Here is a 15035-nt window from a genome sequence, read left to right as displayed (position 1 = left end):
AAGCATCCCTTCCATGTCGATGGTGCAAGCGCCACTGCCGGCCACGAAGGCGGAGTCCACCTCCGCCTCCGTGGTCGGCGGCGGCCGGCAGGGGCGAGGCATCTCGCTCCTCAAGGCCCGCCCCTGGCTCCTCCTCGCTCCCGGGCTGATCATCCTCGCGGTGCTCATGCTCTGGCCGCTCGTCCAGGTCGTCATCTACTCGCTGCAGGACTACGGCCTGCGCGAGATCAACACGGGCGAGAACAACTGGATCGGTCTCGAGAACTACGCCGAGGCGCTCACCAACCCGACTCTCTGGACGGTGGTGCTGCCCAACACGGTCGGCTTCGCGGCCGTCGCGGTCTTCGTCACCGTGGCGGTGGGCACGCTCGTCGCCCTGCTGCTGGCCCGTCTCGGCACCACGTGGCGCGTCATCGTGTCGAGCTGCATCATGGTCGCGTGGGCGATGCCCGCCGTGACCGGCACCTACGTCTGGACCTTCATCTTCGATGCCGACCGCGGCATCTTCAACTCCGTGCTCAAGGACCTCGGTCTCATGGACGGCTCGGTCAACTGGTTCACGAACCAGTGGTCGTTCTACGCGATCGTGCTCCTCAACGTCGTGCACCACGGCTTCCCGTTCGTCGCCATCACGGTGCTCGCGGGTCTCCTCGGCGTCTCGAAGGAGATGCTCGAGGCCGCAGCCCTCGACGGCGCCGGCGCCTGGCGCCGCTTCTGGAAGATCATCTTCCCGACCCTCAAGCCGGTGTTCTCGGTCGTGATCATCCTGTCGACCATCTGGGACTTCAAGGTGTTCGCGCAGGTCTACCTGATGCCGGGTGGGTCGGGCGGCAACCGCTCCGTGCTCAACCTCGGCGTCTGGTCGTACGTCGAGTCGTTCGGCCAGAACCGGTATGGCTTCGGTGCCGCGCTCGCGGTGCTGCTGACGCTCGTCCTGATCGGCATCACGATCGTCTACATCCGCTCCCTCATGAAGGAGGACGAGCTGTGAACCCGCGCGCTTCGCTCCGGTCCCGCATCGGCATCGGCATCGCGGTCGCCGCGGTCCTCATCTTCACGCTGTTCCCGGTGTACTGGATGGTCTCCAGCGCCTTCGACAAGAAGGCGTCCAGCGGCGGGCAGTCGCTGCTGCCGCAGGAGTTCACGTTCGACAACTTCGCGTTCGTGCTCAATGAGGGCGGCTTCGGCACCTTCCTGCGCAACTCCGCGATCGTCGCCCTCGTGACCGTCCTCGTCAGCGCTCTCGTCTGCCTGCTGGCGGCGGTCGCCGTGGCGCGCTTCCGCTTCAAGTTCCGCACCACGGTGCTCATGATGATCCTCGTCGTGCAGATGGTGCCTCTCGAGGCGCTCGTGATCCCGCTTTTCCTCCAGGTGAAGAGCCTCGGCCTGCTGAACAGCATCCTCGGCCTGATGATCGTCTACATCGCCCTGTCTCTCGCGTTCGGCATCTGGATGCTGCGCGGCTTCGTCGCCGCGGTGCCCGTCGAGCTCGAAGAGGCCGCGTACATCGACGGGGCGAGCTGGTGGCGCATGTTCCGCTCGATCCTGCTGCCCCTGGTCATGCCTGGCCTCGTCGCGACCAGCATCTTCAGTTTCATCACGGCGTGGAACGAGTTCATCTTCGCGATGACGATCCTCGGCGCCGAGACCGACCAGTACACGGTGTCGATCGGCCTGAAGTCGTTCTTCGGCCTGTTCTCGAACGACTGGGGGAGCATCATGGCCGCCTCGACGATCATCACGGTTCCTGTCATGATCTTCTTCGTGATCGTTCAGCGTCGACTGGCCTCCGGCATGGTCGCGGGGGCGGTGAAGGGATGAGCTCCGACCTCGAGCGTCTCGCCAACGGCGTGCTCTGGCCCGGATTCCTCGGGACCGCGGCTCCGGCCTGGCTCCTCGACGAGCTGCGCGACGGTCTCGCCGGTGTGGTCTACTTCGGGCAGAACGTCGGCGACGGGCTCCTCGCCCTCAGCGACGAGATCCTCGCAGCCAACCCCGACGCCCTGATCGGTATCGACGAGGAGGGTGGGAGCGTCACCCGGCTGGAGTCCGCCTCCGGCTCGACCGTTCCCGGAGCCGCACAGCTGGGCCTGCTCGACGACCTGATCGCCACCGAGCGGACGGGGGCGGAACTCGCCCGGCGCGTGCGCGCCATCGGGGCGAATGTCATCCTCGGACCGGTCGCCGACGTCAACACCGACCCGACCAATCCGGTCATCGGGGTGCGCGCCTTCGGTGCGGATCAGGAGCTCGTCTCGCGTCACGTCGTCGCGACGGTCGACGGCATCCAGGACGGCGCGGTCGCCGCGTGCGTCAAGCACTTCCCGGGTCACGGCGACACGCACGTCGACTCGCATCACGCGCTGCCCGAGATATCCCTCGACATCGAGGAGTTCGAGCGCGTGCACCTCGAGCCCTTCCGCGCCGCGATCGAGGCGGGGGTGGATGCCGTCATGACGGCGCACATCGTCGTCCCCGCCTGGGGCGAGGCGCCGGCGACCCTGAACCCCCGCGTGCTGGGGATGCTCCGGGAGTGGGGCTTCGATGGCGTGATCATCACGGATGCCCTCGACATGGCCGCGATCCGGGAGACCGTCGGCATCGGCGGCGGAGCCGCTCTCGCGCTCGCCGCGGGCGCGGATCTCCTCTGCATCGGCAACCCGACCAATCCCGGCGCCGCCGCGCTCCCCGACCAGGACCTGCGGGACTTCCTCGCGGCCCGTGACGGGATCGTCGCCGCTCTGCGCGACGGGTCGCTGTCCCGGGAGCGCGTCGAAGAAGCCGCCCGACGGGTCGCGGTGCTCGCCGCCCGGCTCAGGACCGCTGCGGACGGGCAGCAGGAGACGACCGAGGAGTTCGACGCGGCCGAGATCGTCCGTCGCGTCATCTCGTTCACCGGTGACGCGCCGACGGCGGCATCCGGACTCGCGGTGGTCGACGCGCGCCGCCGCTCCTCGCTCGCGGTCGACAGCGCCGCCGGCTACGTGTCCGGTGCTCTCGCCGCGGACGGGTTCCGCGTGCGCCTCGACGTCGCGAGCAATCCTGTGACCGAGCAGGACCGGGTCCTGGACGAGGCCGCCACAGCCACCGGGACCACCGTTCTCCTGATCGACCGGCCGGACGCGGATGCCGCGCAGCGCGCCCTCGTGGAACGCGCCGCCGTGCGCGACCCTCACGCGGTCGTCGTGAACGTCGGCCTGCCCGCCCGGCATCCGCTGCCCCTGCCGACCATCGAGGTCGCCGCAGCGAGCCGGCTGGGCGCACAGATCGCCCGGGAGACGCTGTTGGGGCGCACCGCTCCGCCCGAGAGGGTCGCCGCCGCCGGCTGAGGCGGGTTCCGCCGATGGACGCCGACGTTCTCGCACTGGTGCGCCGCTCGCTGCCGAAGCTGAGCGCTGCCGAGGCGCGCGTCGCGGAGACCATCCTGGGCGACCCGACGCTCGTGATCGATCTCGCGATCAACGATCTCGCGAAGCTGTGTCGCACGTCGTTGTCGACCGTCGCGCGCTTCGCGCAGACGCTGGGGTACAGCGGGTACCGGGAGCTGCGGGTCGCGGTCGCGCGCACGGTCACGCTCGCCCAGGCGCAGCAGGCGCGGTTCGGGCTCGACAGCACGACGATCGACCCCGAGGACGAGCCCGCCGCCATCGCGGCGAAGCTCGCCGCGATGGAGATCGACGCGATCGAGAAGACCGCGCTGGCGATCGATGCGGCCGGAATCGATCGCGTCGCGAGGGCCGTGGTCGCCGCCCGGCACATCGACCTGTTCGGGCAGGCCGCCTCGTCCCTGACCGCGCAGGACCTGCAGCTGAAGCTGTCTCGCATCGGCTGCTCGGTGTCGCACTCACCCGATCCGCATCTGGCGGTGACCACGGCGTCGCTGCGCACGAGCGACGACGTCGCGATCGCGTTCTCGCACAGCGGGGAGACCCTGGAGACGGTGCGGGCCCTCGAGGTGGCGCGAGACGCCGGCGCGCTCGTCGTCGCCGTCACGAGCGTGGCCGACTCGTCGCTCGCCCTGGTCGCCGACGTGGTGCTTCTCACTCACGCGCACGAGTCGCCGTTCCGGATGGCGGCGATGTCGAGCCGCATCGCCCAGTTGGCCCTGGTCGACGTGCTGTTCGTCCGCGTCGTGCAGCACCGCGGCGAGCCCGTGGCCGTGCCGCTCCAGCTCACGCACGACGCGGCCGCGGCGCGCCGCCGCACGTCCCCCGGTCGTTGAGCGAGGAGCGCCGTCGCACGTCCCCCGGTCGTTGAGCGAGGAGCGCCAGCGACGAGACGAAACGCGGTTTCGTCGCTCGACCTGAGTGTCGGCATCCGCTCCTAAGTTCTCAGGCATGGGCTACGTCTACATTCTTCGGTGCTCCGATGGCACGTTCTACGTCGGGAGCACTCGCGACCTCGATCGGCGGCTCGTCCAACACCAGCAGGGCATGGGGAGCGCGTACACGAAGCGACGTCTGCCGGTGGAGCTGGCATGGAGCGGAGAGTTCTCCCGCATCGACGAGGCCTTCGCCTGGGAGAAGCGGCTGCAGGGCTGGAGCCATGCGAAGCGCGCCGCCTTCATCGCAGGAGGATTGGATGCCGTCATCGGCTGGAGCGCCCGGACGCGGGCGGCGCGGTAGGGCGTTTCGTCTCGCTGGCGCTCGCTCAACGACCGGGGTGGTGGCGGATCAGTCGACGTGGTCGCGAGTGCTCGCGAGAGCGCGCGTGGCGATGCGGTGGCCGCGGGCGAGGCTGCCCGCGAGCGAGAGGCCGGTCAGGATGCCGGCGAGGAAACCGGCGGCGAACGCGTCTCCGGCGCCGATCGTCTCGACGACCGGGACATCGAGGGCCGGACTCTCCGCCCGCTCGGCACCGTCGAACGCCACGGCGCCGCCCGGGTCGGTCACCAGCAGGTATCGGGGCTCCGGGAACAGGGCGCGCAGTCGATCCGGATCGCCGGCCCCGAACACGGCCTCGGCGTCGGGCCGCGAGCAGAAGACGACATCGGATCGGCGCGCGAAGTCGGCGATCAGAGCCGTGCCTTCGTCCTCGCGGCCGCGCCACAGCGCCGGACGCCAGTTCACGTCGAAGCTGAGCAGTCGGTCGGGGCGGCGATCCGCGAACAGCGACTCCTGGGCGGCGCGCGCCGACGGCGAGAGGGCCGGGGTGATCCCGGACGTGTGCACGAGCGCGGCCTCGGCGAGAAGAGCGGATGCCGCGGGCGACTCCAGCGTCTGCGGCGACAGGCCGGCCGCCGCGGACCCCGCGCGGTAGTAGTGCATCGTCCCGTCCACGGCGCCGTCGGGTCGAGGCGCGAGCTCCTTCACGTAGAGCCCGGTCGGAGCATCCGGATCGATCTCCACCGCGGCGTCGTCGACGCCGTGCCGGCGCAGCTCCGCCGTGAGGAATCGCCCGAATCCGTCGTCGCCGACGCGCGAGACGACGGCGGTGCGGATGTCGGCCGATGCCAGCGCGATCGCGGTGTTCCACTCCGCGCCGGCGAGGGAGCGGTGGAACGTGCGACTGTCCTCGAGCGGGGCGGCCAGGGCGGGGACCAGGGAGACCATGCCCTCACCGAAGCAGACGACGAGAGGGGAGGAGTCGGGCACGATCTGGACACTACCGGATGACACCCAGTCGCGAGATGTCGATACCGGATCGCAACCTGCGGGTGTTTGGTATCTGAGAATTCACTGGGTAGCGTCGAGGCATCACCGTGTCCGGAGCGAAGAGGCTCCGGGACGTGCACAGAAGCGCCCTACAGGGAAGGTCACAGAATGCACCACACAGTCACCCGACGGCGAGGACTCATCGCCATCACCGGAGCAGCGATCGCCGCTCTCACCCTGGCGGGATGCGTCGCCAGCGACCGCGGCGATGAGGGGGCAGAGGGCTCCGGCGATGTCGACGGCACGTTCGTCTTCGCCGCGTCCTCCGACCCGGCCAGCCTCGACCCCGCCTTCGCGCAGGACGGTGAGACGTTCCGTGTCTCGCGTCAGATCTTCGAGGGGCTCGTCGGCACGAAGCCGGGCACCGCCGACCCGGCACCGCTCCTCGCCGAGTCGTGGGAGTCGTCCGAGGACGGCATGTCCCACACCTTCACCCTCAAAGAGGGCGTGACCTTCCAGGACGGCACCCCGTTCAACGCCGAGGCCGTGTGCTTCAACTTCGACCGCTGGTACAACTGGACCGGCCTGGCCGCGTCCGAGGCCTTCGGGTACTACTACAACAAGCTCTTCAAGGGCTACTCGTCGAACCCCGAGGAGGCCGTCTACAAGTCCTGCGCCCCCGACGGGGACAACAAGGTCACGATCGAGCTGAACAAGCCGTTCGCCGGATTCGTCGCCTCGCTGTCGCTGCCGTCGTTCGGCATGCAGAGCCCGTCCGCGCTCGCCGAGTTCGGCGCTGACGAGGTCGGCGGCTCCGCCGAGGCTCCGCAGCTCTCCGAGTACGCCATGGGGCACCCGGTCGGAACCGGCCCCTACCAGTTCGACGAGTGGGCCCCGGGCGAGCAGCTCACCCTCAAGGCCTACGGCGACTACTGGGGTGAGGCAGGCCAGGTCGACGAGATCATCTTCCGCACCATCGACGACCCGACCGCCCGTCGCCAGGCGCTCGAGTCCGGCTCGATCGACGGCTACGACCTCGTCGGACCCGCTGACACCAAGGCTCTCGAAGACGACGGCTTCACCATGGTGTCGCGCCCGCCGTTCACGATCCTCTACCTGGCGTTCAACCAGGCCGTGCCGGAGCTCCAGGACCCGAAGGTCCGTGAGGCGCTCTCGTATGCGATCGACAAGGACGCGCTGATCAGCCAGGTCCTCCCGGAGGGCACCGAGAAGGCGATCGAGTTCGTGCCGCCCGTCGTGAACGGATACAACCCCGACGTCACGACGTACGACTTCGACCCCGAGAAGGCCAAGTCGCTCCTCGCCGAGGCCGGCTACACCGAGGCCAACCCGCTGAAGCTCGACTTCAACTACCCGGTCAACGTGTCGCGTCCCTACATGCCCGACCCCGAGCAGATCTTCACCGTGCTGTCGTCGCAGCTCGCCGACGTCGGCGTCGAGACCACCCCGGTCTCGGAGGAGTGGGTCGAGTACCTCGACCGCACCACCGGCACCCCGGACCACGGCATCCACCTGCTCGGCTGGACCGGTGACTACAACGACACCGACAACTTCGTCGGCGTCTTCTTCGGTCAGGAGGGTTCGGAGTGGGGCTTCAACAACCCCGACCTGTTCCAGAAGCTGACCGAGGCCCGTGGCGTCGCCAGTCTCGAGGAGCAGACCGCGCTGTACGAGCAGATCAACGAGGATGTCGCGCAGTTCATCCCCGGTGTCCCGCTCGCGCACCCGGCGCCGACCCTGGCGTTCGACCCGCGCGTGAAGAGCTACCCGGCCAGCCCGGTGAACGACGAGGTCTTCACGGACATCGTCCTCACCAAGTAGGTCTGACCATCTGAGGTGCCGTGTTCCGGTCCCCGCGCATCGCGGGGACCGGAACACGGCGTACCTTCCGATCATCGGAGATCTCTTTGCTGCGCACCATCGGCAGGCGACTGCTTTTCCTCGTCCCCACTCTGATCGGCCTCAGCATCCTGCTGTTCGCCTGGGTCAGGGCCCTCCCCGGCGGCCCCGCGGTCGCCCTTCTCGGTGAGAAGGCGACGCCAGAGGCCGTCGCCAGAGTCAACGAGCTGTACGGCTTCGACAGGCCGCTGCTCGAGCAGTACTTCATCTGGATCGGACGCCTCCTCCAGGGAGACTTCGGCACCTCGATCCAGACCAACCGTCCCGTCGTGGAGGAGTTCTTCCGACGCTTCCCGGCGACCTTCGAGCTGAGCGTCGTGGCGCTCATCTTCGCCGTCGGCGTCGGCATCCCGCTCGGGTACTGGGCCGCTCGCCGGCACGGCAAGCTCACCGACCATGCGTCGGTCGTGCTGAGCCTCGTCGGCATCACGATCCCGGTGTTCTTCCTCGCCTTCATCCTGAAGTACGTCTTCGCGGTGCAGCTGGGCTGGCTGCCGTCCGACGGCCGGCAGAACCCTCGAATAGATGCCACGCATCCGACCGGGTTCTACGTATGGGACGGCATCATCACCGGCGAGTTCGACGCGTCGTGGGATGCGATCCTGCATCTCATCCTTCCCGCGCTCGCCCTCGGCACGATCCCGCTCGCCATCATCGTCCGCATCACGAGGGCGAGCGTCCTCGAGGTGCAGAACGCGGACTACGTCCGCACCGGACGGGCGAAGGGCGTCGGGTCGTCGACGCTGCGCAGTCGCTTCATCCTGCGCAACGCGATGCTCCCGGTGATCACCACGATCGGCCTCCAGACCGGTCTGCTGATCTCGGGCGCGGTGCTCACCGAGACCGTGTTCGCCTTCCCCGGGATCGGCTCGTTCCTCGCGCGAGCCATCTTCACGAGGGACTTCCCCGTGCTCCAGGGATTCATCATCTTCATCGCGATCGCGTACGCGCTGATCAACCTCGCGGTGGATGTGTCCTACAGCTTCATCGACCCGAGAGTGAGAGTGCAGTGATGTCCCTCACCATCGTCCGCAAGGAGGCCGCATCATGAGCGTCGCACTCCCACCCGCGCAGGGACCGTCCGCGGAGAGCGGCGGCGCCATCGACACCGTCGCGATCGCCCAGGCCGGCCTCAGAGAGGGCTCCGGTGGATTCTGGAGCGATGTGTTCCGTCGGCTCCGCCGCAACCCGACGGCATGGATCGGCGCGGCCATCGTGCTCGCCTTCATCCTCGTCTCCGCTCTCGCACCGCTGCTGGCGCCGTACCCGGAGACCGCGCTCCCCGGGGCGAAGTTCATCACCCCGACCCACATCCCCGGTCCCGGTGAGCTGCCGGAGTTCCCGCTCGGGCTCGACCGCTTCGGCGGCGACGTGCTCTCCAAGCTCATCTGGGGCGCGCAGGCTTCTCTCCTGATCGGCGTGATCTCGACGGCCATGGGTCTGGTCGGCGGCATGGTCCTCGGCCTGCTGGCCGGCACCTTCGGCGGATGGGTCGACACGATCATCATGCGTGTCGTCGACATCATCCTGTCGGTGCCGAACCTGCTGCTGGCCGTGTCGATCGCGGCCATCCTCGGGCAGACGCCGTTCGCGGTCATGATCGCGATCGGAGCCTCGCAGGTGCCGATCTTCGCTCGTCTGCTGCGAGCTTCGATGCTGCAGCAGCGGTCGAGCGACTACGTGCTGTCGGCGCAGACGCTCGGCCTCGGCCGCGGTCAGATCACCATGTCGCACGTGCTGCCCAACGCCATCGGCCCGGTCATCGTGCAGGGAACTCTGACGCTGGCAACCGCGGTCATCGATGCGGCCGCGCTGTCGTTCCTCGGTCTCGGCGGCGGTCGCCCCGAGACGGCGGAGTGGGGTCGCATGCTCACTTACGCGCAGGCGGAGCTCGCGATCGCACCGTGGCTGGCCTTCCTGCCCGGTATCTGCATCGCGGTCACCGCGCTCGGCTTCACCCTGCTGGGTGAAGCGCTGCGTGAAGCGATGGATCCCCGGACGAGGGCGCGATGAACGCGCGGGAGGAGGGCGCCATGAGCGCCGCGAAGGAGAATCGGATGCCGGCCGAGCCGTTGCTTTCGGTCCAGGGCCTCGCCGTGGACTTCGCCACGATGGACGGCGTCGTGCACGCCGTCGAGGGCGTGGACCTCGAGATCGCCGCCGGCGAGACCGTCGCGATCGTGGGGGAGTCCGGTTCGGGCAAGTCCACCACCGCGATGGCCATCATCGGCCTGCTGGCCGGGGGTGGGAAGGTCGCCTCCGGCAGCATCCGCCTCGACGGCCGGGAGATCGCGCATGCTCCCGAGAACGAGCTGCGGATGATCCGCGGCCGCGACATCGGCCTCGTGCCGCAGGATCCCATGTCGAACCTGAACCCGGTCGCGAAGATTGGCACGCAGGTGGCCGAGACACTGCTCGCGCACGGTCTCGCCAACCGGCAGAACGTGCAGGCGAAGGTCGTCGAGGCGCTCACCGCCGCGGGGCTTCCCGACCCGGAGCGTCGTGCGAAGCAGTATCCGCATGAGTTCTCCGGCGGCATGCGCCAACGCGCGCTCATCGCGATCGGCCTGGCGTGCAAGCCTCGCCTGCTGATCGCGGACGAGCCCACCAGCGCGCTCGACGTCACGGTGCAGCACACCATCCTCGACCAGATCGGCGCGATGACGCGCGAACTCGGAACGGCGGTCCTGCTCATCACGCACGACCTGGGTCTCGCGGCCGAGCGCGCCGAACGGGTCGTCGTGATGCACCGCGGCAAGGTCGTGGAGCAGGGGCCCGCGCGGCAGATCCTCGAGGCTCCGCAGCATCCGTACACCCAGTCGCTCGTGGCGGCGGCGCCGTCGGTCGCTGCCGCGCGTCTGCGGCCGGAGGCGTTCCGCGTCGAGGAGCGCGCGGAGGCTGTGGACGAAGCCGAGGCGGCGAAGCCGAAGGACAACATCGTCGAGATCGAGAACCTCACCAAGGTGTACCCGGTGCGGGGACGCGGCGAGGACTTCGTGGCCGTCGACGACGTGTCGCTCGCGATCCCGCGGGGCGAGACGGTCGCGATCGTGGGGGAGTCCGGGTCGGGCAAGACCACGACCGCACGGATGCTGCTGAAGGTGGTCGAGCCGACCAGCGGGCTGATCCGCTTCGAGGGCAAGGACATCTCGTCGTTGAGCCGGGCGGAGACGAAGAACTTCCGTCAGCAGGTGCAGCCGATCTTCCAGGATCCGTACTCGAGTCTGAACCCGATGTTCACGATCGAACGCCTGATCGCAGAGCCGCTGGACTTCTACAAGAGGGGGAGCGGGTCGGACCGGCGAAAGCGCGTGCGGCAGCTGCTCGACGACGTGGCGCTTCCGCAGTCGATGCTGCGCCGCTATCCGTCCGAGCTCTCCGGCGGGCAGCGCCAGAGGGTCGCGATCGCGCGCGCCCTTGCGCTCTCGCCGGACCTGATCGTGTGCGATGAGCCGGTGTCCGCGCTGGACGTGCTCGTGCAGGATCAGATCCTCAAGCTGCTCGGCGACCTGCAGCGTGAGTACGGGCTGAGCTACCTGTTCATCTCGCACGACCTCGCGGTGGTGCGGCTGATCAGCGACTACGTGTGCGTGATGAAGGACGGCAAGCTCGTGGAGGCGGCCTCCTCGGAGGAGATCTTCACGAACCCGCGCGACCCGTACACGCGCCGCCTGCTGGCCTCGATCCCGGGCAACGAGCTGAACATCGCGTCCTGACCGGCGCCGACACCCCGGCTCGCTGTCGAAACCCCCTGCCGCGCGCGGCAGGGGGTTTCGACGTCGGAGCCGGGGTGATGAGGGGCTTTTACCGCAGCTTCCGAGATTGGTCAAGGACTGAGCTTGCCATGTCGCAGAATCACACGTATAGTTGGTAGTTGCGCTCGCTTCTCCCTGCCCTCATATGGTGGTCGGCATTCGTTGAGTCTTTGAGCGCACACTCCACCTGACGACAAAGGAATCGAGAAGCCCTGCGGGGCTCACGGAGGTTATTCCCTTGGCTGCTGCTCGCAACGCATCCACATCCACCACCACCAAGAACGGACGCGGAGCATCCCGTCTTTCGTTCGCCAAGATCTCCGACACCCTGACGGTCCCAGACCTTCTGGCTCTGCAGACCGAATCCTTCGGTTGGCTCGTCGGCAACGACGCCTGGAAGGCGCGCGTGGCCGAGGCCAAGAAGGCCGGCCGCACCGACGTCAACGAGAACTCGGGCCTCGGCGAGATCTTCGAGGAGATCTCTCCCATCGAGGACCTCGGCGAGACGATGCAGCTGTCGTTCACGAACCCGTATCTCGAGCCGGAGAAGTACTCGATCGACGAGTGCAAGGAGCGTGGCAAGACCTACGCCGCTCCGCTGTACGTCGAGGCCGAGTTCATGAACCACCTCACCGGTGAGATCAAGACCCAGACGGTCTTCATGGGCGACTTCCCGCTCCAGACCGACAAGGGCACGTTCATCATCAACGGCTCCGAGCGCGTCGTCGTCTCGCAGCTCGTGCGCTCGCCGGGTGTCTACTTCGACAAGACCCCCGACAAGACGTCCGACAAGGACATCGTCTCGGCGCGCGTCATCCCGAGCCGTGGCGCATGGCTCGAGTTCGAGATCGACAAGCGCGACCAGGTCGGCGTGCGCGTCGACCGCAAGCGCAAGCAGTCCGTCACCGTCTTCCTCAAGGCGCTGGGCATGACGAGCGAGGAGATCCTCGCGGAGTTCGCCGGCTACACCTCGATCGAGGAGACGCTCGCGAAGGACACGATCGTCACGAAGGAAGATGCGCTCCGCGACATCTACCGCAAGCTCCGTCCGGGCGAGCAGGTCGCCGCCGAGGCCGCCCGCGCGCTGCTGGACAACTTCTACTTCAACCCGAAGCGCTACGACCTGGCGAAGGTCGGTCGTTACAAGATCAACCACAAGCTCGGTCTCGACCAGCCGCTGAACTCGTCGGTCCTGACCGTCGAGGACATCGTCGCCACCATCAAGTACCTCGTGCGCCTGCACGCCGGTACCGAGGAGACCTTCACGGGGATCCGCGGTGGCAAGAAGGGCGAGATCCGTCTCGCGACCGACGACATCGACAACTTCGGCAACCGTCGCATCCGCGCGGTCGGCGAGCTGATCCAGAACCAGGTCCGCACCGGCCTGTCCCGCATGGAGCGCGTCGTCCGCGAGCGCATGACCACGCAGGACATCGAGGCGATCACGCCGCAGACCCTGATCAACGTGCGCCCCGTCGTCGCCGCGATCAAGGAGTTCTTCGGAACGTCGCAGCTGTCGCAGTTCATGGACCAGAACAACCCGCTCGCCGGTCTGACGAACAAGCGTCGTCTCTCCGCGCTGGGCCCGGGTGGTCTGTCCCGTGACCGCGCCGGTGTCGAGGTCCGTGACGTCCACCCGTCGCACTACGGCCGCATGTGCCCGATCGAGACGCCGGAAGGCCCGAACATCGGTCTGATCGGTGCGCTCGCGACCTTCGCACGCATCAACTCGTTCGGCTTCATCGAGACCCCGTACCGCAAGGTCGAGGGTGGCGTGGTCACCGAGCACATCGACTACCTGACGGCTTCCGAAGAGGTCGACTTCAACATCGCGCAGGCCAACGCCCCGCTCGATGCCAAGGGTCGCTTCATCGAGAGCCACGTCCTGGCCCGCCCCAAGGGCGGCAGCGGCGAGGTCGACATGTTCCTCCCGGAGGACATCGGCTACATCGACGTCTCCCCGCGCCAGATGGTGTCGGTCGCGACCTCGCTCGTGCCCTTCCTCGAGCACGACGACGCACAGCGCGCCCTCATGGGTGCCAACATGCAGCGTCAGGCTGTGCCGCTGCTCCGCAGCGACTCGCCGCTCGTCGGAACCGGTATGGAGGGCTACACGGCCATCGACGCCGGTGACGTGCTCACCGCCGACAAGGCCGGTGTCGTCTCCGAGGTCTCCGCGGACCGCGTCGTCGTCATGCTCGACGAGGGCGGAACGCAGGAGTACCACCTGCGCAAGTTCGACCGCTCCAACCAGGGCACGTCGTACAACCAGAAGGTCGTCGTCTCCGCTGGTGAGCGCGTCGAGGTCGGAGAGGTCATCGCCGATGGCCCCGCGACCGAGAACGGTGAGCTGGCCCTCGGGAAGAACCTCCTCGTCGCCTTCATGACGTGGGAGGGCTACAACTTCGAGGACGCGATCATCCTCAGCCAGGACCTGGTGAAGGACGACACCCTCTCCTCGATCCACATCGAGGAGTACGAGGTCGACGCCCGCGACACGAAGCTCGGCAAGGAGGAGATCACCCGTGACCTCCCCAACGTCAGCCCTGAGCTGCTGAAGGACCTCGACGAGCGTGGCATCATCCGCATCGGCGCCGAGGTCCGCCCCGGCGACATCCTCGTCGGCAAGGTCACGCCGAAGGGCGAGACCGAGCTGTCGGCCGAGGAGCGTCTGCTCCGCGCGATCTTCAACGAGAAGAGCCGCGAGGTCCGCGACACGTCCCTGAAGGTGCCTCACGGCGAGCAGGGCACGATCATCGCGGTCAAGGAGTTCAACGCCGAGGACGGCGACGACGAGCTCGGCTCCGGCGTGAACCGCCGCGTCGTGGTCTACATCGCCCAGAAGCGCAAGATCACCGAGGGTGACAAGCTCGCCGGCCGTCACGGCAACAAGGGTGTCATCGCGAAGATCCTCCCGATCGAGGACATGCCGTTCCTCGCGGACGGAACTCCGGTCGACATCGTGCTGAACCCGCTCGGCATCCCGGGTCGAATGAACTTCGGTCAGGTCCTGGAGACCCACCTCGGGTGGATCGCGAAGCAGGGCTGGAAGGTCGAAGGCAAGCCGGAGTGGGCAGCGCGTCTGCCCGAGCAGGCGTTCGAGGCCGCCCCCGGCACGAAGGTCGCCACCCCGGTGTTCGACGGTGCGAGCGAGGAGGAGATCGCTGGTCTCCTCGACGCGACCACGCCGACGCGCGACGGTGACCGCCTGATCGGTTCGAGCGGAAAGGCCCAGCTGTTCGACGGCCGCTCCGGCGAGCCGTTCCCGGCGCCGGTCTCCGTGGGCTACATGTACATCCTGAAGCTGCACCACCTGGTCGACGACAAGATCCACGCACGTTCCACGGGTCCGTACTCGATGATCACGCAGCAGCCGCTGGGTGGTAAGGCGCAGTTCGGTGGACAGCGCTTCGGTGAGATGGAGGTGTGGGCCCTCGAGGCCTACGGCGCCGCATACGCGCTCCAGGAGCTCCTCACGATCAAGTCCGACGACATCCTCGGCCGCGTCAAGGTCTACGAGGCGATCGTCAAGGGCGAGAACATCCAGGAGCCGGGCATCCCCGAGTCGTTCAAGGTGCTCATGAAGGAGATGCAGTCGCTCTGCCTGAACGTCGAGGTCCTCTCGGCCGACGGCACGCTGGTCAACCTCCGCGACACCGACGACGAGGCCTTCCGCGCAGCGGAGGAGCTCGGGATCAACATCTCCAGCCGCTTCGAGGCCGCCTCGATCGACGAGATCTAACCCTTCGGCGGGCTCAGGTACCCA

General features: G+C 67.9%; 11 protein-coding genes. 10 read left to right on the top strand and 1 reads right to left on the bottom strand.

What is annotated here, in order from left to right; translation table 11 throughout:
* Positions 1–13 precede the first annotated feature (13 nt).
* From ABS642_RS09080 to ABS642_RS09060, 5 genes are all read left to right on the top strand, one after another.
* Positions 14–991: a sugar ABC transporter permease gene (locus ABS642_RS09080; protein WP_282214333.1), complete on the top strand. Its 978-nt coding sequence runs from the start codon at positions 14–16 to the stop codon at positions 989–991.
* On the top strand, positions 988–1821 hold the full coding sequence (locus ABS642_RS09075) for a carbohydrate ABC transporter permease (RefSeq protein ID WP_282214332.1): 834 nt from the start codon (positions 988–990) through the stop codon (positions 1819–1821). The genes ABS642_RS09080 and ABS642_RS09075 overlap by 4 nt, the downstream gene beginning before the upstream one ends.
* Positions 1818–3329: a glycoside hydrolase family 3 N-terminal domain-containing protein gene (locus ABS642_RS09070; RefSeq protein WP_350353062.1), complete on the top strand. Its 1512-nt coding sequence runs from the start codon at positions 1818–1820 to the stop codon at positions 3327–3329. The genes ABS642_RS09075 and ABS642_RS09070 overlap by 4 nt, the downstream gene beginning before the upstream one ends.
* A gap of 14 nt (positions 3330–3343) precedes the next feature.
* Entirely contained in the window at positions 3344–4222 is an 879-nt protein-coding gene (locus ABS642_RS09065) for a MurR/RpiR family transcriptional regulator (protein ID WP_350353061.1), read from the top strand.
* Between the two features lie 115 nt (positions 4223–4337).
* Positions 4338–4625, top strand: a complete 288-nt coding sequence (locus ABS642_RS09060) for a GIY-YIG nuclease family protein (RefSeq protein ID WP_350353060.1) — start codon at positions 4338–4340, stop codon at positions 4623–4625.
* Between the two features lie 48 nt (positions 4626–4673).
* Here ABS642_RS09060 and ABS642_RS09055 read toward each other — a convergent pair whose 3' ends face one another.
* On the bottom strand, positions 4674–5594 hold the full coding sequence (locus ABS642_RS09055; protein WP_350353059.1) for a sugar kinase: 921 nt from the start codon (positions 5592–5594) through the stop codon (positions 4674–4676).
* A gap of 168 nt (positions 5595–5762) precedes the next feature.
* On the opposite strand from ABS642_RS09055, the gene ABS642_RS09050 reads away from it, so the two are divergent.
* The 5 genes from ABS642_RS09050 to ABS642_RS09030 all read left to right on the top strand — a co-directional run bounded on the left by ABS642_RS09050 (position 5763) and on the right by ABS642_RS09030 (position 15011).
* Positions 5763–7436 carry an ABC transporter substrate-binding protein gene (locus ABS642_RS09050; protein ID WP_223626776.1) on the top strand — a complete coding sequence of 558 codons (1674 nt, stop codon included), beginning with the start codon at positions 5763–5765 and terminating at the stop codon, positions 7434–7436.
* A gap of 86 nt (positions 7437–7522) precedes the next feature.
* On the top strand, positions 7523–8527 hold the full coding sequence (locus tag ABS642_RS09045; protein ID WP_282214327.1) for an ABC transporter permease: 1005 nt from the start codon (positions 7523–7525) through the stop codon (positions 8525–8527).
* 34 nt (positions 8528–8561) lie between these two features.
* Positions 8562–9527: an ABC transporter permease gene (locus ABS642_RS09040; protein ID WP_282214326.1), complete on the top strand. Its 966-nt coding sequence runs from the start codon at positions 8562–8564 to the stop codon at positions 9525–9527.
* 20 nt (positions 9528–9547) lie between these two features.
* Positions 9548–11230 carry an ABC transporter ATP-binding protein gene (locus ABS642_RS09035; RefSeq protein WP_350353058.1) on the top strand — a complete coding sequence of 561 codons (1683 nt, stop codon included), beginning with the start codon at positions 9548–9550 and terminating at the stop codon, positions 11228–11230.
* A 277-nt stretch (positions 11231–11507) separates the two neighbouring features.
* A complete protein-coding gene (locus ABS642_RS09030) occupies positions 11508–15011 on the top strand; it encodes a DNA-directed RNA polymerase subunit beta (RefSeq protein WP_350353057.1) in 3504 nt (1167 codons plus the stop codon).
* Positions 15012–15035 lie beyond the last annotated feature (24 nt).

This window comes from Microbacterium sp. A8/3-1, from assembly GCF_040267695.1.
Lineage (GTDB): Bacteria > Actinomycetota > Actinomycetes > Actinomycetales > Microbacteriaceae > Microbacterium > Microbacterium luteolum.
The sequence above is the reverse complement of the archived record's forward strand: the minus strand, read 5'-3'. Positions and strand labels throughout refer to the sequence as shown.